General features: G+C 69.3%; 19 protein-coding genes and 1 tRNA gene. 10 read left to right on the plus strand and 10 right to left on the minus strand.

Annotated elements, in window-relative coordinates; all coding sequences use genetic code 11:
• The first annotated feature begins 59 nt into the window (after positions 1 to 59).
• From ACFZDJ_RS01375 to ACFZDJ_RS01405, 7 genes are all read left to right on the plus strand, one after another.
• A complete protein-coding gene (locus tag ACFZDJ_RS01375; protein ID WP_390928257.1) occupies positions 60 to 2,339 on the plus strand; it encodes an FdhF/YdeP family oxidoreductase in 2,280 nt (759 codons plus the stop codon).
• A gap of 54 nt (positions 2,340 to 2,393) precedes the next feature.
• Positions 2,394 to 2,879, plus strand: a complete 486-nt coding sequence (locus tag ACFZDJ_RS01380) for a hotdog fold thioesterase (protein ID WP_391055285.1) — start codon at positions 2,394 to 2,396, stop codon at positions 2,877 to 2,879.
• 894 nt (positions 2,880 to 3,773) lie between these two features.
• On the plus strand, positions 3,774 to 4,994 hold the full coding sequence (locus tag ACFZDJ_RS01385) for a branched-chain amino acid ABC transporter substrate-binding protein (protein ID WP_384905956.1): 1,221 nt from the start codon (positions 3,774 to 3,776) through the stop codon (positions 4,992 to 4,994).
• A gap of 174 nt (positions 4,995 to 5,168) precedes the next feature.
• Positions 5,169 to 6,101, plus strand: a complete 933-nt coding sequence (locus ACFZDJ_RS01390; RefSeq protein WP_075026312.1) for a branched-chain amino acid ABC transporter permease — start codon at positions 5,169 to 5,171, stop codon at positions 6,099 to 6,101.
• 5 nt (positions 6,102 to 6,106) lie between these two features.
• A complete protein-coding gene (locus ACFZDJ_RS01395; RefSeq protein ID WP_390928253.1) occupies positions 6,107 to 7,891 on the plus strand; it encodes a branched-chain amino acid ABC transporter permease in 1,785 nt (594 codons plus the stop codon).
• Between the two features lie 5 nt (positions 7,892 to 7,896).
• Positions 7,897 to 8,880 carry an ATP-binding cassette domain-containing protein gene (locus ACFZDJ_RS01400; protein ID WP_391055287.1) on the plus strand — a complete coding sequence of 328 codons (984 nt, stop codon included), beginning with the start codon at positions 7,897 to 7,899 and terminating at the stop codon, positions 8,878 to 8,880.
• Complete coding sequence (locus ACFZDJ_RS01405; protein WP_101405726.1) at positions 8,877 to 9,593, plus strand: ABC transporter ATP-binding protein; 717 nt, start codon at positions 8,877 to 8,879, stop codon at positions 9,591 to 9,593. The genes ACFZDJ_RS01400 and ACFZDJ_RS01405 overlap by 4 nt, the downstream gene beginning before the upstream one ends.
• Before the next feature lie 116 nt (positions 9,594 to 9,709).
• Here ACFZDJ_RS01405 and ACFZDJ_RS01410 read toward each other — a convergent pair whose 3' ends face one another.
• Complete coding sequence (locus ACFZDJ_RS01410; RefSeq protein WP_067363970.1) at positions 9,710 to 10,093, minus strand: DUF2267 domain-containing protein; 384 nt, start codon at positions 10,091 to 10,093, stop codon at positions 9,710 to 9,712.
• Between the two features lie 122 nt (positions 10,094 to 10,215).
• Positions 10,216 to 10,866, minus strand: coding sequence for an ANTAR domain-containing response regulator (locus ACFZDJ_RS01415; protein ID WP_168508121.1), 651 nt, complete (start codon positions 10,864 to 10,866; stop codon positions 10,216 to 10,218).
• A gap of 99 nt (positions 10,867 to 10,965) precedes the next feature.
• Here ACFZDJ_RS01415 and ACFZDJ_RS01420 point away from each other — a divergent pair.
• Positions 10,966 to 11,040 (plus strand) — tRNA-Leu (locus tag ACFZDJ_RS01420).
• 106 nt (positions 11,041 to 11,146) lie between these two features.
• On the plus strand, positions 11,147 to 11,923 hold the full coding sequence (locus tag ACFZDJ_RS01425) for a transcriptional regulator (protein WP_391055290.1): 777 nt from the start codon (positions 11,147 to 11,149) through the stop codon (positions 11,921 to 11,923).
• Between the two features lie 9 nt (positions 11,924 to 11,932).
• On the opposite strand, the gene pyk is transcribed toward ACFZDJ_RS01425, so the two are convergent.
• Positions 11,933 to 13,369, minus strand: coding sequence for a pyruvate kinase (gene pyk / locus ACFZDJ_RS01430; RefSeq protein ID WP_385387222.1), 1,437 nt, complete (start codon positions 13,367 to 13,369; stop codon positions 11,933 to 11,935).
• Positions 13,370 to 13,519: 150 nt separating this feature from the next.
• Positions 13,520 to 14,233 carry an SIMPL domain-containing protein gene (locus ACFZDJ_RS01435; protein WP_391055292.1) on the minus strand — a complete coding sequence of 238 codons (714 nt, stop codon included), beginning with the start codon at positions 14,231 to 14,233 and terminating at the stop codon, positions 13,520 to 13,522.
• Positions 14,234 to 14,371: 138 nt separating this feature from the next.
• On the opposite strand from ACFZDJ_RS01435, the gene ACFZDJ_RS01440 reads away from it, so the two are divergent.
• On the plus strand, positions 14,372 to 16,186 hold the full coding sequence (locus ACFZDJ_RS01440) for a 5'-nucleotidase C-terminal domain-containing protein (RefSeq protein ID WP_391055295.1): 1,815 nt from the start codon (positions 14,372 to 14,374) through the stop codon (positions 16,184 to 16,186).
• 93 nt (positions 16,187 to 16,279) lie between these two features.
• On the opposite strand, the gene ACFZDJ_RS01445 is transcribed toward ACFZDJ_RS01440, so the two are convergent.
• The 6 genes from ACFZDJ_RS01445 to ACFZDJ_RS01470 form a co-directional block, all read right to left on the minus strand.
• On the minus strand, positions 16,280 to 17,701 hold the full coding sequence (locus ACFZDJ_RS01445) for a SidA/IucD/PvdA family monooxygenase (RefSeq protein WP_391055298.1): 1,422 nt from the start codon (positions 17,699 to 17,701) through the stop codon (positions 16,280 to 16,282).
• Positions 17,698 to 19,062 (minus strand): aminotransferase class I/II-fold pyridoxal phosphate-dependent enzyme, encoded by a 1,365-nt coding sequence (locus ACFZDJ_RS01450; RefSeq protein ID WP_391055301.1) that lies wholly within the window; start codon positions 19,060 to 19,062, stop codon positions 17,698 to 17,700. The genes ACFZDJ_RS01445 and ACFZDJ_RS01450 overlap by 4 nt, the downstream gene beginning before the upstream one ends.
• 538 nt (positions 19,063 to 19,600) lie before the next feature.
• On the minus strand, positions 19,601 to 22,090 hold the full coding sequence (pepN, locus tag ACFZDJ_RS01455; protein ID WP_390928238.1) for an aminopeptidase N: 2,490 nt from the start codon (positions 22,088 to 22,090) through the stop codon (positions 19,601 to 19,603).
• A gap of 90 nt (positions 22,091 to 22,180) precedes the next feature.
• Positions 22,181 to 22,771 (minus strand): response regulator, encoded by a 591-nt coding sequence (locus ACFZDJ_RS01460; RefSeq protein ID WP_391055304.1) that lies wholly within the window; start codon positions 22,769 to 22,771, stop codon positions 22,181 to 22,183.
• Between the two features lie 158 nt (positions 22,772 to 22,929).
• Positions 22,930 to 23,298, minus strand: a complete 369-nt coding sequence (locus ACFZDJ_RS01465; RefSeq protein WP_391055307.1) for a chorismate mutase — start codon at positions 23,296 to 23,298, stop codon at positions 22,930 to 22,932.
• An 11-nt stretch (positions 23,299 to 23,309) separates the two neighbouring features.
• Complete coding sequence (locus ACFZDJ_RS01470) at positions 23,310 to 24,194, minus strand: helix-turn-helix domain-containing protein (RefSeq protein ID WP_390928233.1); 885 nt, start codon at positions 24,192 to 24,194, stop codon at positions 23,310 to 23,312.
• Positions 24,195 to 24,297 lie beyond the last annotated feature (103 nt).

Consider the following 24,297-nt stretch of genomic DNA (forward strand, 5'->3'; position numbering starts at 1 on the left):
CACTGGCGCGTGGGAGGATCGCCCACGTACTTCATACGTGCATGCGAGGGGGTCCCCCGATGGCCAGCAAGCCACCCAAGAGCGATCCGGTCCAGGACGCGCCGCAGGTCGCCGAGCCGAAGCGTGCCGCGGCCGGGCTGCCCGCCATCGGGCACACCCTGCGCATCGCCCAGCAGCAGATGGGGGTGAAGCGCACCGCGCTGACCCTCCTGCGCGTCAATCAGAAGGACGGCTTCGACTGCCCGGGCTGTGCCTGGCCCGAGCCGGAGCACCGGCACGCGGCGGAGTTCTGCGAGAACGGCGCGAAGGCGGTCGCCGAGGAGGCCACCCTGCGCCGGGTCACCCCGGACTTCTTCGCCGCGCACCCGGTCACCGACCTGCACGGCCGCAGCGGCTACTGGCTCGGCCAGCAGGGCCGCCTCACCCACCCCATGTACCTGCCCGAGGGCGCCGACCACTACGAGCCGGTCTCCTGGGAGCGCGCCTTCGACATCGTCGCCGAGGAGCTCGCCGCCCTCGGCTCCCCCGACGAGGCCCTCTTCTACACCTCGGGACGCACGAGCAACGAGGCCGCGTTCCTCTACCAGCTCTTCGCCCGCGAACTCGGCACGAACAACCTGCCGGACTGTTCGAACATGTGCCACGAGTCCTCGGGCTCCGCGCTCTCCGAGACCATCGGCATCGGCAAGGGCAGCGTCCTGCTCGAGGACCTCTACAAGGCGGACCTGATCATCGTCGCCGGGCAGAACCCCGGCACCAACCACCCACGCATGCTCTCCGCCCTGGAGAAGGCCAAGGCCAACGGCGCGAAGATCATCAGCGTCAACCCGCTGCCCGAAGCGGGCCTGGCCCGCTTCAAGAACCCGCAGACCCCCCAGGGCATGCTCAAGGGCGCCGCCCTCACCGACCTGTTCCTGCAGATCCGCCTGGGCGGCGACCAGGCCCTCTTCCGCCTCCTGAACAAGCTCGTCCTGGAGACCGAGGGCGCCCTCGACGAGGACTTCATCGCCGAGCACACCCACGGCTTCGAGGAGTTCGCGGCCACCGCCCGCGCCGCCGACTGGGACGAGACCCTCACCGCCACGGGCCTCACCCGCGAGGAGATCGACGAGACCCTCCGCCTCGTCCTGTCCTCCCGGCGCACCATCGTCTGCTGGGCCATGGGCCTCACCCAGCACAAGCACTCCGTGCCCACGATCCGCGAAGTCGTCAACTTCCTGCTGCTGCGCGGCAACATCGGCCGGCCCGGCGCGGGCGTCTGCCCGGTCCGCGGCCACTCGAACGTGCAGGGCGACCGCACCATGGGCATCTTCGAACGCCCCGCCCCGGCCTTCCTGGACGCCCTGGAGAAGGAGTTCGGCTTCGCCCCGCCCCGCGAGCACGGCTATGACGTCGTACGGGCCATCCGCGCCCTGCGGGACGGCGACGCGAAGGTCTTCTTCGCCATGGGCGGCAACTTCGTCTCCGCCTCCCCCGACACCGAAGTCACCGAGGCCGCCATGCGCCGCGCCCGCCTCACGGTGCACGTCTCGACCAAGCTCAACCGCTCCCACGTCGTCACCGGAGCCCGCGCCCTGATCCTGCCCACCCTCGGACGGACCGAGCGCGACCTCCAGGGCAGCGGCGAACAGTTCGTGACCGTCGAGGACTCCATGGGCATGGTCCACGCCTCACGCGGCCGCCTGAAGCCCGCGAGCGAGCACCTCCTGTCCGAGCCGGCCATCGTCTGCCGCCTCGCCCGCCGCGTGCTCGGCGACGCCTCCCGCACCCCCTGGGAGGAGTTCGAGAAGGACTACGCCACGATCCGCGACCGCATAGCGCGCGTGATCCCCGGCTTCGACGACTTCAACGCGCGCGTGGCCGACCCCGCAGGCTTCACCCTCCCCCACGCCCCCCGCGACGAACGCCGCTTCCCCACGGCCACCGGCAAGGCCAACTTCACCGCCGCGCCCGTCGAGTACCCGAAGCTCCCCGAAGGCCGCCTGCTCCTGCAGACCCTGCGCTCGCACGACCAGTACAACACCACCATCTACGGCCTCGACGACCGCTACAGGGGCATCAAGAACGGCCGCCGAGTGGTCCTCGTCAACCCCGAGGACGCCCGCGCGCTGAACGTCACCGACGGCTCGTACGTCGACCTCGTCAGCGAATGGCAGGACGGCATGGAGCGGCGCGCCGCGGGCTTCCGCGTCGTGCACTACCCGACCGCCCGCGGCTGCGCCGCCGCCTACTACCCGGAGACCAACGTCCTCGTCCCGCTCGACGCCACCGCGGACACCAGCAACACCCCGGCCAGCAAGTCCGTCGTGGTCCGTCTGGAACAATCGGCCACCGACTGAGCGTTTGCTCAGCCAGTCAGCAAGAGAGATCGACGACGATCGGAGCCGGCCCCCATGGGCGAGCAGAGTCAAGTGAAGTTCCCGCAAGAGGTCATCGACGAGTACGCCGCACTCGGCGTCGACCTGCCCGCCCTCTTCTCGGCAGGCCACCTCGGCACTCGCATGGGCGTGCAGATCATCGAGGCCTCCGCGGACCGGGTCGTCGGCACCATGCCGGTGGAGGGCAACACCCAGCCGTACGGCCTCCTGCACGGCGGCGCCTCCGCCGTCCTCGCGGAGACCCTCGGCTCGGTCGGCGCCATGCTCCACGGCGGCAGCTCCAAGATCGCCGTCGGCGTCGACCTGAACTGCACCCACCACCGCGGCGCCCGCTCCGGCCTCGTCACCGGCGTGGCCACCCCCGTACACCGCGGGCGCACGACAGCGACGTACGAGATCGTCATCACCGACGAGAACGACAAGCGCGTCTGCACCGCCCGCCTCACCTGCCTCCTCCGCGACGTCAACCCCACCGACGCCGACCACGTACGCCAGGCCTGACACCCGCCTCCAGGACCAGCCCCGCCCCACCCACCACTCACCGGCACCGGCGTACGGCGAGCAAGGGCCCCAGGCGCCTGCCCCCACTCACCACCAGTCGCGTACGGCGAGCAAGGGGGCAGGAGACAACTGCCCCCTACTCAGCGGCAGTCGGGTACGGCGGGCAGGGGACGGGGCGGAGGAGTCCGCCCGCAGCGGCCGGCGCGTCAACACCGGCCCCCTCTGGGACCGACCGATTCCGCGCCTGACCGAGGACGGATACCTCCGCCCCGGCCCCGACCCCCCACACACCTTCCGCACGCACGCGCACCCACCCGCACGCCCCCGCCCGCCGCAACCGCACTCCAATACGCCGGAGTTATCGGAAATCAGCAGCAACTCAGTACCCTTTTCATGCGACTTCACGCGCCTTCACGAGACTGCGCGCCCGCACCGCACCTCATGCGCCCTATACCGTGCACGCCGGCCGAACTCCGAGTTCCTTTTCTCGACGTAACGCTGCGTAACACGCACGCAATACGGCATCCGAGTTCCATCTGCGACGGCCCGTACTCCCGCGACCTCTCCCGGCTCCTCCGCGCGACCTGCGACGGCGTCCGACGGCGACCTTCCCCCACGCGCAACCGGAAGTGCGGATTCTCAACATGTGGAACGAGAAGAATTTCCGCCAAATCGGCTGAGAATACCCATCCCTGAAGCCCATCAACCGGCACGTCATAACAAGAAAGTCACAAGCCAGCCCACGGCGATGCCCGGGCCCACAGACAGGCTTAGAGTCACGGCCAGTCACCGCGCCGCCGGGCGCGTCTGCAGCACGGCTCGGTTTCACCCAGTACGGCCCGGCGAGACACACGGCAGCTCAGCAGAGCTGCTGCGCCAGGGAGAGGATTCAACGTGCGACAGCGTTCTTTGGTCATACTCACCTCCGTGCTCACCACCGGAGCACTCACGCTGACCGCCTGCGGTTCGCGTGACAACAGCGGGGACAAGAGCAGCAGCAGCAAGACCGAGATCATCATCGGCGTTGACGCTCCGCTGACCGGTCAGAACTCCGCAACCGGCCTTGGCATCCAGGGCGGCGTACAGATCGCCGTCGACGACGCCAACAAGAACAACACCGTCCCCGGCGTGACCTTCAAGGTCCAGGCGCTCGACGACAAGGCGATCCCGGCCAGCGGCCAGCAGAACGCCACCGCTCTCGTCAACAACGAGAAGGTCCTCGGCGTCGTCGGCCCGCTGAACTCCGGTGTGGCCACGCAGATGCAGCAGGTCTTCGCGACCGCCAACCTGGTCGAGATCTCGCCCTCCAACACGGCGCCCGAGCTCACCCAGGGCAAGAACTGGCAGACCTCGAAGTCGCGCCCGTTCAAGACGTACTTCCGCACGGCCACCACCGACGCCCTCCAGGGCGGCTTCGCGGCCGAGTACGCGTCCAGCACGCTCAAGAAGAAGAACGTCTTCGTCGTCGACGACAAGCAGACCTACGGCGCGGGCCTGGCCAAGCTGTTCAAGGCCGGCTTCACCAAGAACGGCGGCAAGGTCGCCGGCGAGGACCACGTCAACACCGGCGACACCGACTTCTCCGCCCTCGTCACCAAGATCAAGAACTCCAAGGCCGACCTGGTCTACTACGGCGGCCAGTACGACGAGTCGGAGAAGCTCACCAAGCAGCTCAAGGACGGCGGCGTCAAGGTCCCGCTGTTCGGCGGTGACGGCATGTTCAGCGACACCTACATCCAGACCGCCGGCAAGACCTCCGAGGGTGACCTGGCCACCTCCGTCGGCCAGCCCGTCGACTCCCTGCCCTCCGCCGCGGACTTCATCAAGAAGTACAAGGCCTCCGGCCTCAAGGGCGACTACGGCACCTACGGCGGCTACTCCTACGACGCCGCGACCGCCATCATCAAGGCGATCGCCAACGTCGTGAAGGACGGCAAGATCCCCGACGGCGCCCGCGCCAAGATCGTGGACGAGGTCCAGAAGACGAAGTTCGAGGGCATCGCCGGCCCCGTCTCCTTCGACGAGTACGGCGACACCACCAACAAGCAGCTCACCGTCTACCAGGTCGTCGCCGGCAAGTGGAAGGCCGTCAAGAGCGGTACGTTCAACGGCTGATCCGATCCGATCCCAGCTGAGCTCGGCTGATTCCAGCTAACTCCAGCTGATCCCAGCTGATCCGAGATCCGCCGCTAGCTACACCCCAGGGCCGCGCGGCCAAGACCACACGTCACCGCGCGGCCCGTCCCATATACCCCCGTTCACTCTCCCCACCCACATGGAGGCCATGCGGTGAACACCCTGCCGCAGCAGCTGGCCAACGGGCTGTTCCTCGGCTCGATGTACGGGCTGATCGCCATCGGCTACACGATGGTGTACGGCATCGTCCAGCTCATCAACTTCGCCCACGGCGAGATCTTCATGACCGGAGGCTTCGGCGCACTCACGGTCTACCTCTACGTCCTGCCCGACGGCACATCCATGTGGATAGCCCTCCCGGCGATGCTCATCGGCGGCGGACTCGTCGCCGTCCTCATCGCCGTCGGGGCGGAACGGTTCGCCTACCGACCACTGCGCGGCGCGCCACGCCTGGCACCCCTCATCACCGCCATCGGCCTCTCCCTCGCGCTCCAGCAGGCCGTCTTCAACTGGTACCCGAACGCCAAGACGGACCGCAACTTCCCTCAGATCGATGCCGGACCCTGGCACATCGGGTCCATCAGCATCAGCAGCGGCTCCCTCTTCGTCATCGTCGCCGCCCCCCTCTGTATGGCGGCCCTCGCCCTCTTCGTCAGCATGTCCCGCACCGGCCGCGCCATGCAGGCCACCGCCCAGGACCCTGACACCGCCCAGCTCATGGGCATCGACACCAACAAGATCATCGTGATCGCCTTCGCCATCGGCGGCTTCTTCGCCGCCGTCGCCGCCGTCTCCTACGGCCTGCGCTACGGCTCGATCCAGTACAACATGGGCTTCCAGATGGGCCTCAAGGCCTTCACCGCGGCCGTCCTCGGCGGCATCGGCAACATCTACGGCGCCATGATCGGCGGCCTCGTCCTCGGCCTCGCCGAAACGATGGCCACCTCCTACATCGACGGCATCCCCGGCATGCAGCAGCTCGGCGGCGGCGGCTGGTCCTCCGTCTGGGCCTTCGTCCTCCTCATCCTCGTACTGCTGTTCAGGCCACAAGGCCTGGTCGGCGAACGCGTCGCGGACAGGGCGTGAACACCATGGCAACCACCGAGAACACCGCCGAGATCACCGCCCCCGCGCGCGGCCTGATCGCACTCCCCCAGACCGCCGCGCGCGCCCTCGTCGCCGTCGGCGCCGTCGCCACCATCGCCAGCACGTTCATGTCGTGGACCTACACGGCCGACTTCCCCGGGGACCTCACCTATTACGGCTCCCCGGCCGGCCTCCAGATCCTCGACCTCGTCGCCGGCGCGATCACCCTGCTCTTCGCGCTCACCCTCTTCGGCGTCCGCGGCCTGCGCTGGCTCAACCCGGCAGGCGCCACCGCGCCCGTCGTCCTCGCCGCCGCCTCCGCGTTCGCCGTCAGCTGGTTCAGCGCCATCGCCATCGCGGTCGACCTCAAGGGCCTCGTCGCCCTCGACCCCGGCGCCTACGTCACCGCCATCGGCTCCCTGATCGCCCTCGTCGGCGCCCTCGCTCTCCCGAGCCCCGGCGACACCTTCAAGGACTGGGTCAGCAAGCCCGACCGCATCCCCGCGGCCCAGAAGCTCCCCGGCTGGGCCGAGCGCCTCGTCATCACCGGCGCCACCGCCGTCGCCCTGATCGTCTTCACGTACGGCATCGGCGTCGACCCCGACGCCAGCGAGACCTTCATCGGCTACCTGCTGCTCGTCATCTTCGGCACCTGGGCACTCCAAGCCGCCGGACTCTTCGACCGGTTCGCCACACTCAACGCCCGCCACAAGGGATTCGCCACCTCCATGGCGTTCCTCGCCGCGGCGGTCTTCCCCTTCGTCGAGAACAACGAGCACAACGCCAACCTCGGCGTGAACATCCTCGTCGTCGCCACCGTCGCCCTCGGCCTCAACATCGTCGTCGGCCTCACCGGACTCCTCGACCTCGGATACGTCGCCTTCCTCGGCGTCGGCGCCTATGCCGCGGCACTCGTCTCCGGCTCCGAGTTCTCCCGCTTCTCCGGCGTCCAATTCCCCTTCTGGGCCGCCATGCTCACTGGCATGGCCGCGTCGCTCGTCTTCGGCGTCCTCATCGGCGCCCCCACCCTGCGACTGCGCGGCGACTACCTCGCCATCGTCACCCTCGGCTTCGGAGAGATCTTCCGCATCTCCGTCAACAACCTCGACGGCTCCTCCGGACCGAACCTGACCAACGGCCCCAACGGCATCTCGATGATCCCGGACCTCGACATCTTCGGGTTCAACCTCGGGAACTCGCACGACATCGGCTCGATCACCCTCGGCCGCTTCGCGAACTACTTCCTGCTGATGCTGATCATCACCGGCATCGTCGTGGTCGTCTTCAACCGCGCCGCCGACTCCCGTATCGGCCGCTCCTGGATCGCCATCCGCGAGGACGAGACCGCCGCGACCGCCATGGGCATCAACGGCTTCCGCGTCAAACTCATCGCCTTCGCCCTCGGCGCCTCCCTCGCCGGCCTCGCCGGCACGGTCAGCGCCCACGTCGGCTACAGCGTCAACCCGGCCCCGTACCAGTTCGCCGGCTCCGTACCGCCCAACTCGGCCTTCCTGCTGGCCGCGGTCGTCCTCGGCGGCATGGGCACGGTCAACGGCCCCATCCTCGGCGCCACCCTGCTGTACCTCCTCCCCGAGAAGCTCGGCTTCCTGAAGGAGTACCAGCTCTTCGCCTTCGGCATCGCGCTCGTGGTCCTCATGCGCTTCCGCCCCGAAGGCATCATCGCCAACCGCCGCCGCCAGCTCGAATTCCACGAGTCCGACGACAGCATCGACATCCCCGAACAAGGCCTGCCCGACTCCACTGTCGGCGTCACCAAGGCAGGGGCGTGACCCTCATGACCACCACCACGGCCACCAGCCCCGTACTCGAGGCCAGCGGCGTCACCATGCGCTTCGGCGGCCTCACCGCCGTCCGCAGCGTCGACCTCACCGTCAACTCCGGCGAGATCGTCGGCCTCATCGGCCCCAACGGCGCGGGCAAGACCACCTTCTTCAACTGCCTCACCGGCCTGTACGTGCCGACCGAGGGCAAGGTCTCCTACAAGGGCACCGTCCTCCCGCCCAAGCCCCACCTCGTCACCAGCGCCGGCATCGCCCGCACCTTCCAGAACATCCGGCTCTTCGCCAACATGACCGTCCTGGAAAACGTGCTCGTCGGCCGCCACACCAGGACCAAGGAAGGCCTCTGGTCGGCCCTCCTGCGCGGCCCCGGCTTCCGCAAGGCAGAAGCCACCTCCCGCGAACGCGCCATGGAACTGCTGGAGTTCATCGGCCTCGACCACAAGGCCGACCACCTCTCCCGCAACCTCCCCTACGGCGAACAGCGCAAGCTCGAAATCGCCCGCGCCATGGCGAGCGAACCGGGACTGCTGCTCCTGGACGAGCCCACGGCGGGCATGAACCCCCAGGAGACACGCGCGACCGAGGACCTCGTCTTCGCCATCCGCGACAGGGGCATCGCCGTCCTCGTCATCGAGCACGACATGCGCTTCATCTTCAACCTGTCCGACCGCGTCGCCTGCCTCGTCCAGGGCGAGAAGCTCGTCGAGGGCACCTCCGAGGTCGTCCAGGGCGACGAACGCGTCATCGCCGCCTACCTCGGCACCCCCTTCGAGGGCGCCCCCGGCGCGGAAGAGGTCGCCGAGGTCGAAGCCGCCGAGGCGGCGGAGGCCACGGACACTCCCGAGGCCGCGGAAGCCCCCGAGGCCACCGAGACTCCCGAGGCTCCCGAGGCTCCCGAGGCCACCGAGACTCCTGAGGCCGCCGAGAGCGACGCCGCCGCGGAGGGCACCACCAGCAAGGAAGGAAACGCCCAGTGACCGCACTGCTCGAGGTCGAAGACCTCAAGGTCGCCTACGGCAAGATCGAAGCCGTCAAGGGCATCTCCTTCTCCGTCGAAGCCGGCCAGATCGTCACCCTCATCGGCACCAACGGCGCCGGCAAGACGACCACCCTGCGCACCCTCTCCGGGCTCCTCAAGCCCACCGGGGGCCGCATCACCTTCGACGGCAAACCCCTCAGCAACATCCCCGCCCACAAGATCGTCTCCCTGGGCCTCGCCCACTCCCCCGAGGGACGCCACATCTTCCCCCGGCTGACGATCACCGAGAACCTCCAGCTCGGCGCGTTCCTGCGCTCCGACAAGGCGGGCATCGAGAAGGACATCCAGCGCGCCTACGACCTCTTCCCCATCCTGGGTGAACGCCGCAAGCAGGCCGCGGGAACCCTCTCCGGCGGCGAGCAGCAGATGCTGGCCATGGGCCGCGCGCTCATGTCCCAGCCCAAGCTGCTCATGCTCGACGAACCCTCCATGGGCCTCTCGCCGATCATGATGCAGAAGATCATGGCCACCATCGCCGAGCTCAAGGCCGACGGCACGACCATCCTCCTCGTCGAGCAGAACGCCCAGGCGGCACTCTCCCTCGCCGATCAGGGACACGTCATGGAGGTCGGCAACATCGTCCTCTCCGGCACCGGTCAGGACCTGCTGCACGACGAGTCGGTACGCAAGGCCTACCTGGGCGAGGACTGACACCAGGCTCCGGCCGTACGACCGTACGGCCGCTGTACGAAGAGGCCCGCGGCCCCCACCCGGGGGGCGCGGGCCTCTTCGTCACTCACCGGGTGCCGTCGCCGAAATGCGCGGAATCAGCCGACGAAATTCTCGATCGGCCTGGAGAAGTCGGCACCGAGTTGCGACATCGCGTGGCCGAACTCCTTCTCGCTGATCGCCTCACGGAGCGTGACCAGCACGGCACGGACGCCGCTGTCGGCCTCGTCGGGCTTGAGCACGTTGCGCTGGGCCACACGCCGCACGAGCTCGTCGTAGTCGAAGCGCTCGATCTCCGCGGTGGCACCCCGCCGAACGGACTCCGCCAGACCCTCCGGGAGCTCCAGCGCCAGGTTCCGCGCCTCACCCGAGCTCAGCCGATGGGCGAGCGTCTCGAGCGTGGCACGCGTGAGATCGGCCGACTCCTGCCGAGTAAGGCCCGTACGTTCCGACACCGCTTGGACGAACGCCTTCTCTTCCACGCGCTGTCTCCTTTGCTGCCTTGCCGATCCGAAGGCCACGCGGCCCCGAAACCAGCCTGACACGCTGTCGCCGGGCTCGCGCGGGCAAGCCACGGCACCCCGAAGCGGGGCGCCGCCGCTCCCTAGCCCTTGGAGGACTTCTTCTCCTCGGCGTCCGCGATGACCGCCTCGGCGACCTGCTGCATGGACATACGGCGGTCCATGGAGGTCTTCTGGATCCACCGGAACGCGGCGGGCTCCGTCAGCCCATATTCCGTCTGGAGCACGGACTTGGCCCGGTCCACCAGCTTCCGCGTCTCCAGACGCTGGCTGAGGTCCGCGACCTCCCTCTCCAGCTGCTTCAGCTCCGTGAACCGCGAGACGGCCATCTCGATCGCCGGTACGACGTCGCTCTTGCTGAAGGGCTTCACGAGGTACGCCATCGCGCCGGCGTCGCGGGCCCGCTCGACGAGGTCGCGCTGCGAGAACGCGGTGAGCATCAGCACGGGGGCGATGCTCTCCTCGGCGATCTTCTCGGCCGCCGAGATCCCGTCCAGCTTGGGCATCTTGACGTCGAGGATCACCAGGTCGGGCCGGTGCTCACGGGCGAGCTCGACGGCCTGCTCCCCGTCCCCCGCCTCACCCACGACGGCGTAGCCCTCTTCCTCGAGCATCTCTTTGAGGTCGAGGCGGATCAGCGCCTCGTCCTCGGCGATGACGACACGGGTCGTCAGCGGAGGCACGTGCGACTTGTCGTCGTCGGCGACGGGCTGGGGCGACTCGGGGGCGGTCACGGGGGCTCCTCGTTCAGGGGCGGGTACTGCTCCCAAGAGCCTACCTAGCTGCGGTATGGTGGACGGGCAGCGGGTCGGGGTAAACCTTCGATTCAGCGGGCCCCGGTAGCCCAATTGGCAGTAGGCAATGGATTCAAAACCCATACAGTGTCGGTTCGAGTCCGACTCGGGGCACTTTTCCTTGGATTCCAAGGTCGTCACAGAAAAGCGGATGTTCCCGTTCTCGTGAACATCCGCTTTTTGCTGCGCACGGTCGCGATCGCTCGCGCAAAGTATCCACATGTACGACACGGGCACACGCGAGCGAGCTCTGGCACTTGTCGCTCAGGGGCGCAGCCTGAACTCCGTGAGCAAGGAGACCGGGGTATCCAGGTCAGCGATCCGTTGCTGGCAATCGCGCGTCGACCCGTTACCGCGCATGCAGCGCACACCATGCTCAAGATGCGGCCCAGCGACTGAGCCACCTTCCAACACGGCGGCCTACAGCTACCTCTTGGGGCTCTACCTCGGTGACGGCTGTATCAGCCCCGGCACGCGAGCGGGCTACGTTCTCCGCATCGCATGCGCCAACACTTGGCCAGGACTCATCGAAGCTTGCGCTGCCGCCGTCGAGGCCATCAACCCCAGCAAGAAGTCGAACCGGGTCCAAGCAGTCGGGTACGTCTCGGTCGTCGGATACAGCCGGCACTGGCCCTGCCTCTTCCCCCAGCACGGCCCCGGCAAGAAGCACGAACGCCCGATCGCCCTCGAACCCTGGCAACAGGAAATCGTCGACGCTCATCCCTGGGAATTCATCCGCGGGCTCATCCACTCCGACGGCTGCCGGATCACCAACTGGACCGAGAAGGTCATCGCCGGCGAGCGCAAGCGCTACGAATACCCCCGGTATTTCTTCACCAACGCCTCCGACGACATCCGACAGCTCTACACCGAGACACTCGACAAGCTCGGCATCCAGTGGACGCACTGCACCCGCAACGGAAACCCGTTCAACATCTCCGTCGCCCGCAAAGCCTCCGTCGCTCTCATGGACGCCCACGTCGGGCCCAAGTACTGACAGCCGGTCCTACTTGGGGCTGTCGTCCTCTCCGATGTGGTGGACGCGTACGAGGTTCGTGGTGCCCGAGACGCCGGGCGGGGAGCCGGCGGTGATGACGACGATGTCGCCCTTCTTGCAGCGGCCGTACTTCAGGAGGAGTTCGTCCACCTGGTCGACCATCGCGTCGGTGGAGTTGACGTGCGGCCCCAGGAACGTTTCCACGCCCCAGGTCAGGTTCAGCTGGGAGCGGGTCGCCGGGGTCGGGGTGAAGGCGAGGAGGGGGATCGGGGACCGGTAGCGGGACAGGCGGCGGACCGTGTCGCCGGACTGGGTGAAGGCGACGAGGAACTTGGCGCCGAGGAAGTCGCCCATCTCCGCCGCCGCGCGGGCGACCGCACCGCCATGGGTGCGGGGCTTGTTCCGGTCGGTCAGGGGCGGCAGACCCTTGGCGAGGATGTCCTCCTCGGCGGCCTCGACGATGCGGGACATCGTCCGGACGGTTTCCACGGGGTACTTGCCGACGCTCGTCTCGCCGGAGAGCATCACGGCGTCCGTGCCGTCGATGACGGCGTTGGCGACGTCCGACGCCTCGGCTCGCGTGGGGCGGGAGTTGTCGATCATCGAGTCGAGCATCTGGGTGGCGACGATGACCGGCTTGGCGTTGCGCTTGGCCAGCTTGATGGCGCGCTTCTGGACGATCGGGACCTGTTCGAGGGGCATTTCGACGCCCAGGTCGCCGCGGGCGACCATGATGCCGTCGAAGGCGGCGACGATGTCGTCGATCGCGTCGACCGCCTGGGGCTTCTCGACCTTGGCGATGACGGGGAGGCGGCGGCCTTCCTCGTCCATGATGCGGTGGACGTCGTCGATGTCGCGGCCGCTGCGGACGAAGGAGAGGGCGATGACGTCGAAGCCGGTGCGCAGGGCCCAGCGGAGGTCCGCTTCGTCCTTGTCGGAGAGAGCGGGGACGGAGACGGCGACGCCGGGGAGGTTGAGGCCCTTGTGGTCGGAGACCATGCCGCCTTCGACGACGGTGGTGTGGACGCGGGGGCCGTCGACCGCGGTGACTTCGAGGCAGACCTTGCCGTCGTCGACGAGGATGCGTTCGCCGGGGGTGACGTCGGCCGCGAGGCCCGAGTACGTCGTGCCGCAGGTGAGGCGGTCGCCCTCGGCGCCTTCTTCGACGGTGATGGTGAAGGTGTCTCCGCGTTCAAGGAGTACGGGGCCTTCGGTGAAGCGGCCGAGTCGGATCTTCGGGCCTTGAAGGTCGGCGAGCAGTCCGACGCTGCGGCCGGTCTCGTCGGAGGCCTTTCGCACGCGCTGGTAGCGCTCCTCGTGTTCGGCGTAGGTGCCGTGGCTGAGGTTGAAGCGGGCTACGTCCATTCCGGCGTCGACCAGGGCTTTGAGCTGGTCGTACGAGTCGGTGGCGGGGCCCAATGTACAGACGATTTTTGCTCGGCGCATGGTTTGAGCCTAGGCCTTACCGGTCGGTAGAGAATTGGTCCAGCATGACTACTCAACAACCTTTGCATGAAGCCTTATTGACAACAGTTGAATTGTGCGCGGGGGTGCTCTGATGAGCGCGTCGGTACTTTATGGCGACCGGTCCGCGCTTTACAGTTCCGGCGGTGCCATTGTGAATCGGGCGTTGACCTGGGAGTAGACGTGTTGGCGCTCGGGTTCGAGGTCGAGGGGGGCGGCTTCTTCGGGGGCGCCGCCGGCGAAGGACATGGAGCGCATGGCGCGGCCGGGGGCCGCGGGGTAGGGCTGGGCGTTCTCGGCGCCGATGTCGGCGAGTTCGACGAGGGCAGCGAGGGTGGTGCCGAGGGCTTCGGCATATTCACGGGCGCGTTGGACGGCTTCGCGGACCGCTTGCCGGCGGGCTTGGCTGTGGGAGGGTGAGTCGGGGCGCAGGGCCCACCAGGGGCCGTCGACCCGGGTGAGGTCGAGGTCCGCGAGGCGTGTCGTCAGCTCGCCGAGTGCGGTGAAGTCGGTGAGTTCGGCGGTGAGGTGGACGCGGCCGTGGTAGGCGCGGATGCGTTCGCCGCGGCCGTGTTTGGTGAGTTCCGGGCTGATGGAGAAGGCGCCGGTTTCGAGGCGTTCGACGGCGTCTCCGTAGGACTTCACGAGGTCCATGGCGGTGGCGTTGCGGCGGGTGAGGTCGGCGAGGGCCTCGCGTCGGTCGGTGCCGCGGGCGCTGACGGTGATGCCGATGCGGGCGATCTCGGGGTCGACTTCGAGGTGGGCTTCGCCGCGGACGGCGATGCGGGGTGATTCGGGGGTTCCGTAGGGGACTGCGGGTCGGGGTTCCTCTGCGGTGGGGGCCATACGCCCCACTCTGTCACCGGAAGGGTGGTCGTGGTGCTCGGTGGTCACCAGATGGAAACCTCCAGGACCTGTTCTGGAGTGTCATGTGTGGGTCAGAATCTACGCGCGTCGTTGACCATTTCCCGAGGAGCCATAGACATGCCGTTGAACCGCCGGAAGTTCCTGAAGAAGTCCGCCGCGACGGGTGCGGGGGTGGCGTTGACCGGTGCGGTCTCGGCTCCGTCCGCGCAGGCGGCCACCTCGGCGGCGGCAGGGGGTGGGAAGAAGCCGGTGAAGCGGTACTCCCTCACCGTCATGGGCACGACGGATCTGCACGGACATGTCTTCAACTGGGACTACTTCAAGGACGCGGAGTACAAGGACACGGCGGGCAACGCGCAGGGTCTGGCGCGGATCTCGACGCTGGTGAACGAGATCCGCAAGGAGAAGGGGCGTTGCAACACCCTCCTTCTGGACGCGGGCGACACGATTCAGGGCACCCCGCTGACGTACTACTACGCGAAGGTGGACCCGATCACCGCCAAGGGCGGTCCGGTGCACCCGATGGCGCAGGCGATGAACGCGATCGGCTACGACGCGGTGGCGCTGGGCAACCACGAGTTCAACTACGGCATCGAGACGCTGCGGAAGTTCGAGTCGCAGTGCCGCTTCCCGCTGCTGGGTGCGAACGCGCTGGACGCGAAGACGCTGAAGCCGGCTTTCCCGCCGTACTTCATGAAGACGTTCCACGTGCCGGGTGCGCCGTCGGTGAAGGTGGCGGTGCTCGGTCTGACGAACCCGGGTATCGCGATCTGGGACAAGGCGTACGTCCAGGGGAAGTTGACGTTCCCTGGTCTGGAGGAGCAGGCGGCGAAGTGGGTGCCGAAGCTGCGGTCGATGGGTGCGGACGTGGTCGTCGTGTCGGCGCACTCCGGTTCGTCCGGCACGTCCTCCTACGGTGACCAGCTGCCGTACGTCGAGAACTCGGCGGCGCTCGTCGCCCAGCAGGTGCCGGGGATCGACGCGATTCTCGTCGGGCACGCGCACGTGGAGATCCCGGAGCTGAAGGTCACCAACGCCAGGACCGGCAGGACGGTGGTGCTGTCGGAGCCGCTGGCGTACGCGGAGCGGCTGTCGGTGTTCGACTTCGAGCTGGTCCTCGAGAAGGGGAAGTGGCAGGTCGAGTCGGTGGCGGCCGCGGTCCGCAACTCGAACTCGGTCCCCGACGACCCGAAGATCACCCGGCTGCTGAAGGACGAGCACGATCTGGTGGTGGCGTACGTCAACCAGGTCGTCGGCACGGCCACGGAAACGCTGACGACGGTCGAGGCGCGTTACAAGGACGCCCCGATCATCGACCTGATCACCAAGGTGCAGGAGGACGTGGTCAAGGCGGCGCTGGTCGGCACGGAGTACGCGTCGCTGCCCGTCATCGCGCAGGCCTCGCCGTTCTCGCGCACCTCCGAGATCCCGGCCGGCAAGGTGACGATCCGGGATCTGTCGAGCCTGTACGTGTACGACAACACGCTGGTCGCGAAGGTGCTGACGGGGGCGCAGGTGCGGGCGTACCTGGAGTACTCGGCGAACTACTTCGTGCGGACGGCGGCCGGTGCGGTGATCGACACGGAGAAGCTGACCAACGCGAACAACCGTCCGGACTACAACTACGACTATGTGTCGGGGCTCCGGTACGACATCGACATCGCGCAGGCGGAGGGTTCGCGGATCAAGAACCTGACGTACAACGGTGCGGCGCTGGACGACGCGCAGCAGTTCGTGTTCGCGGTGAACAACTACCGGGCGAACGGTGGCGGCGCCTTCCCCCATGTGGCGTCCGCGAAGGAGGTCTGGTCGGAGTCGACGGAGATCCGTACGCGGATCGCCGAGTGGGTGACCGCGAAGGGTGTGCTCGACCCGAAGGAGTTCGCTTCGGTGGACTGGAAGCTCACGCGGGACGGCACGCCTGTTTTCTAGTCCGCCTGTTTTCTAGTCTGTCTGTCTTCTGGCCTGCCTGTTTTCTGGCCTGCCTGTTTTCTGGACCCCGGACGCGTGTCCGGGGTCTTCTTCTTACCGTCCGTCGACGAGCGGGGTGAGGGTCTGGGCGGTGTGGCGGGCGGGCGGGACCTGGCAGTGGGGTTCGAGTCCGAAGGTGGTGAAGGCCGTGCGGCGCGGGAGCGGGTAGGGGTCCTTGCCCGTGAGCGAGTTGAGGATGGTGGCGCTGCGCCAGGCGGCGAGGCCGAGGTCGGGGGCGCCGACGCCGTGGGTGTGGAGTTCGGCGTTCTGGACGTGGACGCGGCCGGTGACGGAGGGGTCGAGGGCCAGGCGGAACTGGTCGTCGATGCGGGGGCGTTCGGCGCTGTCGCGGCTCAGGTAGGGGTCGAGTCCGGCGAGGATCTGGCCGAGGGGGCGTTCGCGGTAGCCGGTGGCGAGGACCACGGCGTCGGTGATGAGGCGGGTGCGGGCGCCCTGCTGGCCGTGTTCGAGGTGGAGTTCGACCTTGGTGGTGGCGACACGGCCCGCGGTGCGGACGGTGACGGCGGGGGTGAGGACGGCGTCGGGCCAGCCGCCGTGGAGGGTGCGGCGGTAGAGCTCGTCGTGGATGGCGGCGATGGTGTCGGCGTCGATGCCCTTGTGGAGTTGCCATTGGGCGGCGACGAGCCGGTCGCGTACGGGCTCGGTGAGGGCGTGGAAGTAGCGGGTGTAGTCGGGGGTGAAGTGTTCGAGGCCGAGCTTGGAGTACTCCATCGGCGCGAAGGCCTCGGTGCGGGCGAGCCAGTGGATCTTCTCTCGGCCGGCGGGCCGGTTGCGCAGGAGGTCGAGGAAGACCTCGGCGCCGGACTGCCCCGCGCCGATGACGGTGATGTGTTCGGCGGTGAGGAAGCGTTCGCGGTGGGCGAGGTAGTCCGCGGCGTGGATGACGGGGACGCCAGGGGCATCGACGAGGGGTTTGAGGGGTTCGGGGATGTGGGGTGCGGTGCCGACGCCGAGGACGATGTTGTGGGTGTAGGTCCGGCCGAGGGCCTGGGCTTCTCCCTCGCTGTCGAGCTGGGTGAAGTCGACTTCGAACAGGGTGCGTTCGGGGTTCCAGCGGACGGCGTCGACCTGGTGGCCGAAGTGGAGTCCGGGGAGGCGGCCCGCGACCCAGCGGCAGTAGGCGTCGTACTCGGCGCGCTGCATGTGGAAGCGCTCGGCGAAGTAGAAGGGGAAGAGGCGGTCGCGGTCCTTGAGGTAGTTGAGGAAGGACCAGGGGCTGGCGGGGTCGGCGAGGGTGACCAGGTCGGCGAGGAAGGGGACTTGGAGGGTGGCGCCGTCGATGAGCAGGCCCGGGTGCCAGTCGAAGCCGGGGCGTTGTTCGTAGAAGACGCTGTCGAGTTCGGGGAGGGGGTGGGCGAGGGCGGCGAGGGAGAGGTTGAACGGGCCGATGCCGATGCCCACGAGGTCGCGGGGCGCGTCGGGCTCGTGGCGAGGGGGGAGGGGCGTCGGGCTCATCGGGGTGTGTGTCCTTCCACCAGTTTCAGGAGCGCGGCCAGGTCGCCCGGCCGGGTGTGGGGATTGAGGAGGGTGGCTTTGAGCCAGAGCCGGTCGTCGAGCAGGGCTCGGCCGAGGACGGCGCGTCCTTCGTGGAGCAGGGTGCGGCGTACGGCGGCGACGGCTTCGTCGGAGGCCTCGGCGGGGCGGAACAGGACGGTGCTGAGGGTGGGCGGGTCGTAGAGCTCGAAGCCGGGGTGTGCTTCGACGAGGTCCGCCAGCTCGACGGCGCGGGCGCAGACCTGGTCGACGAGCGCGCCGAGTCCCGCTCGTCCCAGGGTTTTGAGGGTGACGGCGACTTTGAGGATGTCGGGGCGTCGGGTGGTGCGCAGGGAGCGGCCGAGGAGGTCGGGGAGGCCCGCTTCGGTGTCGTCGTCGGCGTTGAGGTAGTCGGCGCGGTGGCTCAGGGCGTCGAGGTCGTGGGGGTCCTTGACGACGAGGAGGCCTGCGGCGACGGGCTGCCAGCCGAGTTTGTGCAGGTCGAGGGTGACGGTGTGGGCGCGGTCGAGTCCGTGGAGTTTGCCTCGGTGGTGGTCGCTGAAGAGGAGGCCTCCGCCGTAGGCGGCGTCGATGTGGAGGCGGGTGCCGTGGGCTTCGCAGAGGTCGGCGATGTCGGGCAGGGGGTCGATGAGCCCGGCGTCGGTGGTGCCTGCGGTGGCGGCTACGAGGAGGGAGCCGCGGAGGCCTTGGAGTTCGGTGAGGGCTTCGTCGAGTGCGGCGAGGTCCATGGTGCCGGCGGGGGCGGGGACGACGACGGGGTCGGGCAGGCCGAGGAGCCAGGCGGCGCGGGGCAGGGAGTGGTGGGCGTTGGCGCCGTGGATGAGCCGCACGCCGGCGTGTGCCTCCCGGGCGAGGAGGAGGGCGAGTTGGTTGGACTCGGTGCCGCCGGTGGTGACCAGGGCGTCGCCGGCGCCGATCTCCTGGGCCAGGGCCCGGGTGACGAGTGCCTCCAGTTCCGAGGCGGCCGGGGCCTGGTCCCAGGAGTCCATGGAGGGGTTGAGGGCGGAGGCGGCGAGGTCGGCGGCGGTGGCGACGGCGAGGGGTGGGCAGTGCAGGTGGGCGGCGCACAGGGGGTCGGCGGGGTCGGCTGCGCCCTCGGCGAGAGCCCGTACGAGGACGCGTAGGGCGTCTTCGGTGCCCTGCTCGGGCAGTACGTCGCCGACCGCGTCGCGTACGCGCCGGGCCACGCTTTCCGGTCCGCCGGCGGGCAGCGGTCCCCCGCGGGCCTCGCCGCCCTCGCGCAGTGCGTCGAGGACGGTGTCGAGCAGCGGCCGCAGCGCGCCGGGACCGTCGGGGCCTGAGGCGAGGGGCGGCGTGCTCATGAGGTGTCCTCCGGTGGGCGCGCGGCAGGGGGAGTACCAGCCTGTACGGGGATGGGCCTGCGCGCCCTGAAAGGTCAACGATCCGACCCGAATGGGGGTACTGGTGGGCGGAGAAAATATGGGTGGGGGGCGAAGCTGCTGGACGCCACGCCGGAACCGGACCCGCCTTCCCTCGCCCCCGCCGCCCCTACCCGTCCCATCCCCGGGGGCTGCGCCCCCAGACCCCCGCTATCGGCCTGAACGGCCTCGTCCTCAAACGCCGGACGGGCTGAAGATGCGCGCCGGGGTGGGTGGGGTGCGGCCCCCGACCCCGGCCTCAAACGCCGGACTGGCTGGATGGCGTGGGTCGGGGTGGGTGGGGTGCGCGCCCCGGCCCCGCCCTGGAACGCCGGACGCCCCCGAGGCTTTTAGGGGCGCGGGGAACTGCGTGGCCAGCCCCCACGCGCCCGCAGGCGAGTGGGGGCGGGCGGGGTGTCGGGGCGAAGACCCGCCCGAGGTTCGCGGTCAGCGACCGCGCGTCCGCGGCCCAAGGTCGTGGTTACGCGGTGCGTACCTTCAACGCCCTTGCCAGATCGTCGAGTTGGTCGACGAGTTTGCGGCGGAGGGCGGGGATGAGGTCGGCGTCGCGAAGGCACGCCTCGCCGAGGGCGAGGGTTTCGGGGGTGACGGCGTGGACGGGGAACGCGTAGCGCCCGGCGGCGTCGGCGATGGCGGGGCCGCGACGCGCGGAGACGGCGACGGCGTCGGTCCAGTAGCGCTCGACGTACTCCCGGACGAGCTGGGTCTGTTCGGGCTGCCAGAAGCCCTGGGCGGTGGCGGTGAAGAGGTAGTTGGAGAGGTGGTCGGAGGTGAACATCTCCTCCCAGGCGCGGCGCTTGGCCTCGGGGTCGGGCAGCGCGGCGCGGCAGCGGGCGGCGCCTTCCTGGCCGGTGGCGCTGGGGTCCTGGACGAGTTCGGCCTCGATGACGGCGTCGTCGATGGCGCCGAGGACGGCGAGCCGGCCGAGGATGCGCCAGCGCAGTTCGGGGTCGAGTTCGGGCCCGCCGGGGACGGTGCCTTCGGAGAACCAGGCGCTGATGGTGTCGGGGTGGGCGGCGACGTCGATGTAGTGGCGTACGCCGGTGAGGCGCAGGCCGGGGTGCGAGCCGTCCTCGGTGCGGCGGATGAGGTCGCGGCAGAGGTCGGTGAGGGTGGCGAGGGCGGTGGGCCGGTCCTCGGCGGGGAGGTAGCGGTCGGCGACCTGGGCGGCGGCGAACGACAGGACGCCCTGGACGAGGGCGAGGTCGCTCTCGTGCGGGAGGTGGGCGCGGGCGGCGTCGATGTAGGCCATGGCGGGCAGTTCGCCGTCGCGGACGGCGTCGCGCAGGGCGTTCCAGACGACCGCGCGGGTGAGGGGTTCGGGCAGTCCGGCGAGGGCGGTGCGTACGGTCTGGAAGGACTCGGGGTCGAAGCGGACCTTGGCGTACGAGAGGTCGCCGTCGTTGAGGAGGAGCAGGGCGGGGCGCTTGCCGATCACGGTCGGCTCGGTGCCCGGGACGTCGGCTTCGAGGCGGTCGCGCAGGGTGAGGCGGCCTTCGCCGCCGAGGTCGTTGTCGTAGAGGCCGACGGCGATGCGGTGCGGGCGGCTGCCGTGGTGTTCGACGGTGAGGGTGTGGGTGCCGTCGGGTCCGGCGGTGAGGGTGGGGGTGAGGGTGTCGACGCCGGTGGTGCGCAGCCAGGAGTCGGCCCAGGCGTGGACGTCGCGTTCGGTGGCGGAGGCGAGGTTGTCGATGAAGTCGGCGAGGGTGGCGTTGGCGAACTTGTGGCGGGCGAAGTGGGTGTTGATGCCGGCCAGGAAGTCCTTCTCGCCGAGCCAGGTGACGAGTTGGCGCAGGGCGGAGGCGCCCTTGGCGTAGGAGATGCCGTCGAAGTTGAGCATGGCGGACGCGGTGTCGGGGACGGCGTCCGGGTCGGGGGCGACGGGGTGGGTGGAGGGGCGCTGGTCGGCGTCGTAGCCCCAGGGTTTGCGGGTGACGCCGAAGTCGGTCCAGGTGTCGGTGAAGCGGGTGGCTTCGGTGAGGGTCTGGTAGCCCATGTACTCGGCGAAGGACTCGTTCAGCCAGATGTCGTCCCACCAGCGCAGGGTGACGAGGTCGCCGAACCACATGTGGGCCATTTCGTGGGCGATGACCATGGCACGGGTCTGGCGTTCGGTGTCGGTGACGGCGGAGCGGTAGACGAACTCGTCGCGGAAGGTGACGAGGCCGGGGTTCTCCATGGCGCCGGCGTTGAACTCGGGGACGAACGCCTGGTCGTAGGAGTCGAAGGGGTAGGGCTCGTCGAACTTCTCGTGGTAGCGGTCGAAGCAGGCGCGGGTGACGTCGAGGATCTCGTCGGCGTCGGCGTCGAGGTAGGGGGCGAGCGAGCGGCGGCAGTGGATGCCGAAGGGCAGGCCGCGGTGCTCGGTGCGGACGGAGTGCCAGGGGCCGGCGGCGACGGCGACGAGGTAGGTGGAGATCAGCGGGGTGAGGGCGGCCTGCCAGCGGCCCTCCCCCAGGTGTTCGGTGACGCCGTTGGCGAGGACGGTCCAGCCGTCGGGGGCGGTCACGGAGAGTTCGAAGACGGCCTTCAGGTCGGGCTGGTCGAAGGCGGCGAAGACGCGCTGGACGTCTTCCATGAACAGCTGGGTGTAGAGGTAGGTCTCGCCGTCGGTGGGGTCGGTGAAGCGGTGCATGCCCTCGCCGGTGCGGGAGTAGCGCATGCTCGCGTCGACGCGCAGTTCGTGCTCGCCCGCGGTGAGGCCCTTGAGGGGCAGCCGGTTCTCGTCGAGGGTCTCGGGGTCGAGGGGCTGTCCGTCGAGGGTGACGGAGCGCAGCTCGGCGGGCTTCAGCTCGACGAAGGTGTCCGCGTCGGCGCGGGCGGTGAACCGGATGACGGTCAGGGAGTCGAAGGTCTCGTCCCCGCGGGTCACGTCGAGTGCGATCCCGTAGTGGTGGACGTCGAGGAGCTGGGCACGGGTCTGCGCTTCGTCGCGCGTCAGTACGGACATGGGGACATGCTGCCTGATGGCTCGGACAGGACACAGGGGTGGCCCGGTATACGGAGTTTGTCCGGCATGGGCACGGCGGGATCGGTGCAGTCAGGCGGTGCGGTCCTGCTCCCGTGCGTCCCGCGTGCCCCGTGCCTCCCGTGCGTCCCGTACGTCTCGCACGTCCCGTGCATCGGTGTGGCCGTCGCGTTGCAGGGGGACGCGGGTGTCGGAGTGGGGGCGGCCCGGGGTGGGCGGTGAGGCGCGTTTCCTGGTCCGGGCGCGTAACTCGCGCACCTCCGCCTGCAGGGCCCGGTGGCGCTGGTGCGTGTCGTACAGGTAGCGGACCTTGGTGCGCAGGGTCCAGGGGTCGACGGGTTTCATGACGAGGTCGGCGACGCCGAGGGCGAACGCGGCGGCGGACAGTTCGGTGTCCGGTCCGAAGCCGGTGAGCAGGATGACCGGGATGTGCTGGGTCTGTTCCACGCGGCGCATGTACCGCACGACGTCGAGGCCGCCGACGCCCGGCATGCGCACGTCGAGGAGGAGCAGTCCGACCTGGCCGCGCAGCACTTCCTTGAGGGCGTCGTCGCCGCTGGTCGCGCGGGTCACGAGGTGGCCCAGCGGGGCGAGGGCGCTTTCGAGCGCGTACAGCGTGTCCTCGTGGTCGTCGACGATGAGGATCTTGGCATCCGACTGCATGGCCCGACGTCCCCTCGATCGGCCACATGCCCGCCCGGCCCGGTACGGGCGGGTGGCGGGTGCCCTGGGGCCCGTACGGACGGTCGGCCGGCATGTGCCATTGGCCTGACACCTGACAGGGAGTGCTCACGCAGGATGCACGCTGAGGGCACCCGGTGTCACTCCCCCGTGGCCGACGCGCCGCGCCCGGCGCCGTCCGCGATGCTCTCGTGGTGGCGGATGACCTCGGCGATGATGAAATTCAGCAACTTTTCCGCGAAGGCCGGATCCAGCTTGGCGTTCTCGGCGAGGCGGCGCAGCCGGGCGATCTGGTGGGCCTCGCGGGACGGGTCGGCGGGCGGCAGTTGGTGGGCGGCCTTGAGATGGCCGACCTGTTGGGTGCATTTGAAGCGTTCGGCAAGCATGTGGACGACGGCGGCGTCGATGTTGTCGATGCTGTCGCGCAGCCGGGCGAGTTCCGCACGCACGGCGGGGTCGACCTCGTCGCCCGCCCCGCCGTTCGTGTTGCCGGTGTTGCTGGTGGTCATGGGGACCAACCCTACGTGGCGTGCCGGGGCTCGATCATGGGCGGATCGTCGGGGTCGGGTATGCGGTCGCTCCAGCCGCCGGGGAGGGTGCGGCCCTGCTGTTCGCGGAAGCGGACGGGGGCCATGCCGACACGGCGGGTGAACAGGCGGGAGAAGTAGGCGGGGTCGTCGTAGCCGACGCGTCGGGCGACCGCGGCGACGGGGAGTTCGGTGGCGGCGAGGAGTTCCTTGGCGCGGCCCAGGCGGATGCCGAGGAGGTAGTCCTTGGGGCTGCGGCCGGCGCCGCGGCGGACGGCGGCGCGCAGTTCGGCGGGGGTCATGCCGTGCCGGGCCGCGTGCTCGGCGACGGACAGTGGCTGGAACGCGTCACGGGCGAGGGCGTGCAGGACGGGGTCGCCGTCGGGGGCGAGGTCGGCGCGGGCCCGGCGCAGTGCGACGAGGAGTTCGTGGACGGCGGCGCCGGTCTCGACTTCGAGGAGGGGGTTGCCGCGGCGGGCGGCGCGGGCGATGCGGCCGACGGTGGCGCGGGCGCCGGTGGCGTCGGAGAGCGGCACGACGGGGCGGTCGGGTTCGATGTAGCCGAGTTCGGTGTACGTGGCGGTGGCGGGCCCGGTGAAGTCGACGAAGCACTCGTCCCAGCTGGGGTCGGGCCCGTAGTGGTGGGGTACGCCGGGGGTGAGCCAGAGCAGGGCGGGCGCGGTGACGGTGTGGTGGTGTCCGTCGGGGCCCCGGAACCAGCCGCCGCCCGCGCTGACGACGACGGCCACGTGGTGGTCGAGGGTGCGGGGCCCGACGGTGGGCAGTTCGCCGTGCTGGAGGCCGACGCCGAGGCAGGCGAGGCCGAGCCGGTGGTGGACGGGAGCGGGGGAGAAATAGCGCATCCAGGTGTGGTGCATCCGCGCTCCTCCCCTCCTCCGCGTCTTTGCCGTCGGCGTCCCTCCGCGTCTTTGCCGCCGGCGTCCCTCCGCGTCTTTGCCGCCGGCGTCACTCTTTGGTCCA

The sequence above is a fragment of the Streptomyces sp. NPDC007896 genome (assembly GCF_042959425.1).
Taxonomy (GTDB): Bacteria; Actinomycetota; Actinomycetes; order Streptomycetales; family Streptomycetaceae; genus Streptomyces.

What these genes read in the sequence shown, in the direction of transcription:
- ACFZDJ_RS01400 (WP_391055287.1), top strand. Translation starts at nt 7,897, where the DNA reads ATGACCACCACCACGGCCACCAGCCCCGTACTCGAGGCCAGCGGCGTC.
- ACFZDJ_RS01465 (WP_391055307.1), bottom strand. Translation starts at nt 23,298, where the DNA reads ATGACCACCAGCAACACCGGCAACACGAACGGCGGGGCGGGCGACGAG.
- ACFZDJ_RS01460 (WP_391055304.1), bottom strand. Translation starts at nt 22,771, where the DNA reads ATGCAGTCGGATGCCAAGATCCTCATCGTCGACGACCACGAGGACACG.
- ACFZDJ_RS01375 (WP_390928257.1), top strand. Translation starts at nt 60, where the DNA reads ATGGCCAGCAAGCCACCCAAGAGCGATCCGGTCCAGGACGCGCCGCAG.
- ACFZDJ_RS01450 (WP_391055301.1), bottom strand. Translation starts at nt 19,062, where the DNA reads ATGAGCACGCCGCCCCTCGCCTCAGGCCCCGACGGTCCCGGCGCGCTG.
- ACFZDJ_RS01445 (WP_391055298.1), bottom strand. Translation starts at nt 17,701, where the DNA reads ATGAGCCCGACGCCCCTCCCCCCTCGCCACGAGCCCGACGCGCCCCGC.
- pyk (WP_385387222.1), bottom strand. Translation starts at nt 13,369, where the DNA reads ATGCGCCGAGCAAAAATCGTCTGTACATTGGGCCCCGCCACCGACTCG.
- ACFZDJ_RS01380 (WP_391055285.1), top strand. Translation starts at nt 2,394, where the DNA reads ATGGGCGAGCAGAGTCAAGTGAAGTTCCCGCAAGAGGTCATCGACGAG.
- ACFZDJ_RS01435 (WP_391055292.1), bottom strand. Translation starts at nt 14,233, where the DNA reads ATGGCCCCCACCGCAGAGGAACCCCGACCCGCAGTCCCCTACGGAACC.
- ACFZDJ_RS01395 (WP_390928253.1), top strand. Translation starts at nt 6,107, where the DNA reads ATGGCAACCACCGAGAACACCGCCGAGATCACCGCCCCCGCGCGCGGC.
- ACFZDJ_RS01470 (WP_390928233.1), bottom strand. Translation starts at nt 24,194, where the DNA reads ATGCACCACACCTGGATGCGCTATTTCTCCCCCGCTCCCGTCCACCAC.
- ACFZDJ_RS01425 (WP_391055290.1), top strand. Translation starts at nt 11,147, where the DNA reads ATGTACGACACGGGCACACGCGAGCGAGCTCTGGCACTTGTCGCTCAG.
- pepN (WP_390928238.1), bottom strand. Translation starts at nt 22,090, where the DNA reads ATGTCCGTACTGACGCGCGACGAAGCGCAGACCCGTGCCCAGCTCCTC.
- ACFZDJ_RS01440 (WP_391055295.1), top strand. Translation starts at nt 14,372, where the DNA reads ATGCCGTTGAACCGCCGGAAGTTCCTGAAGAAGTCCGCCGCGACGGGT.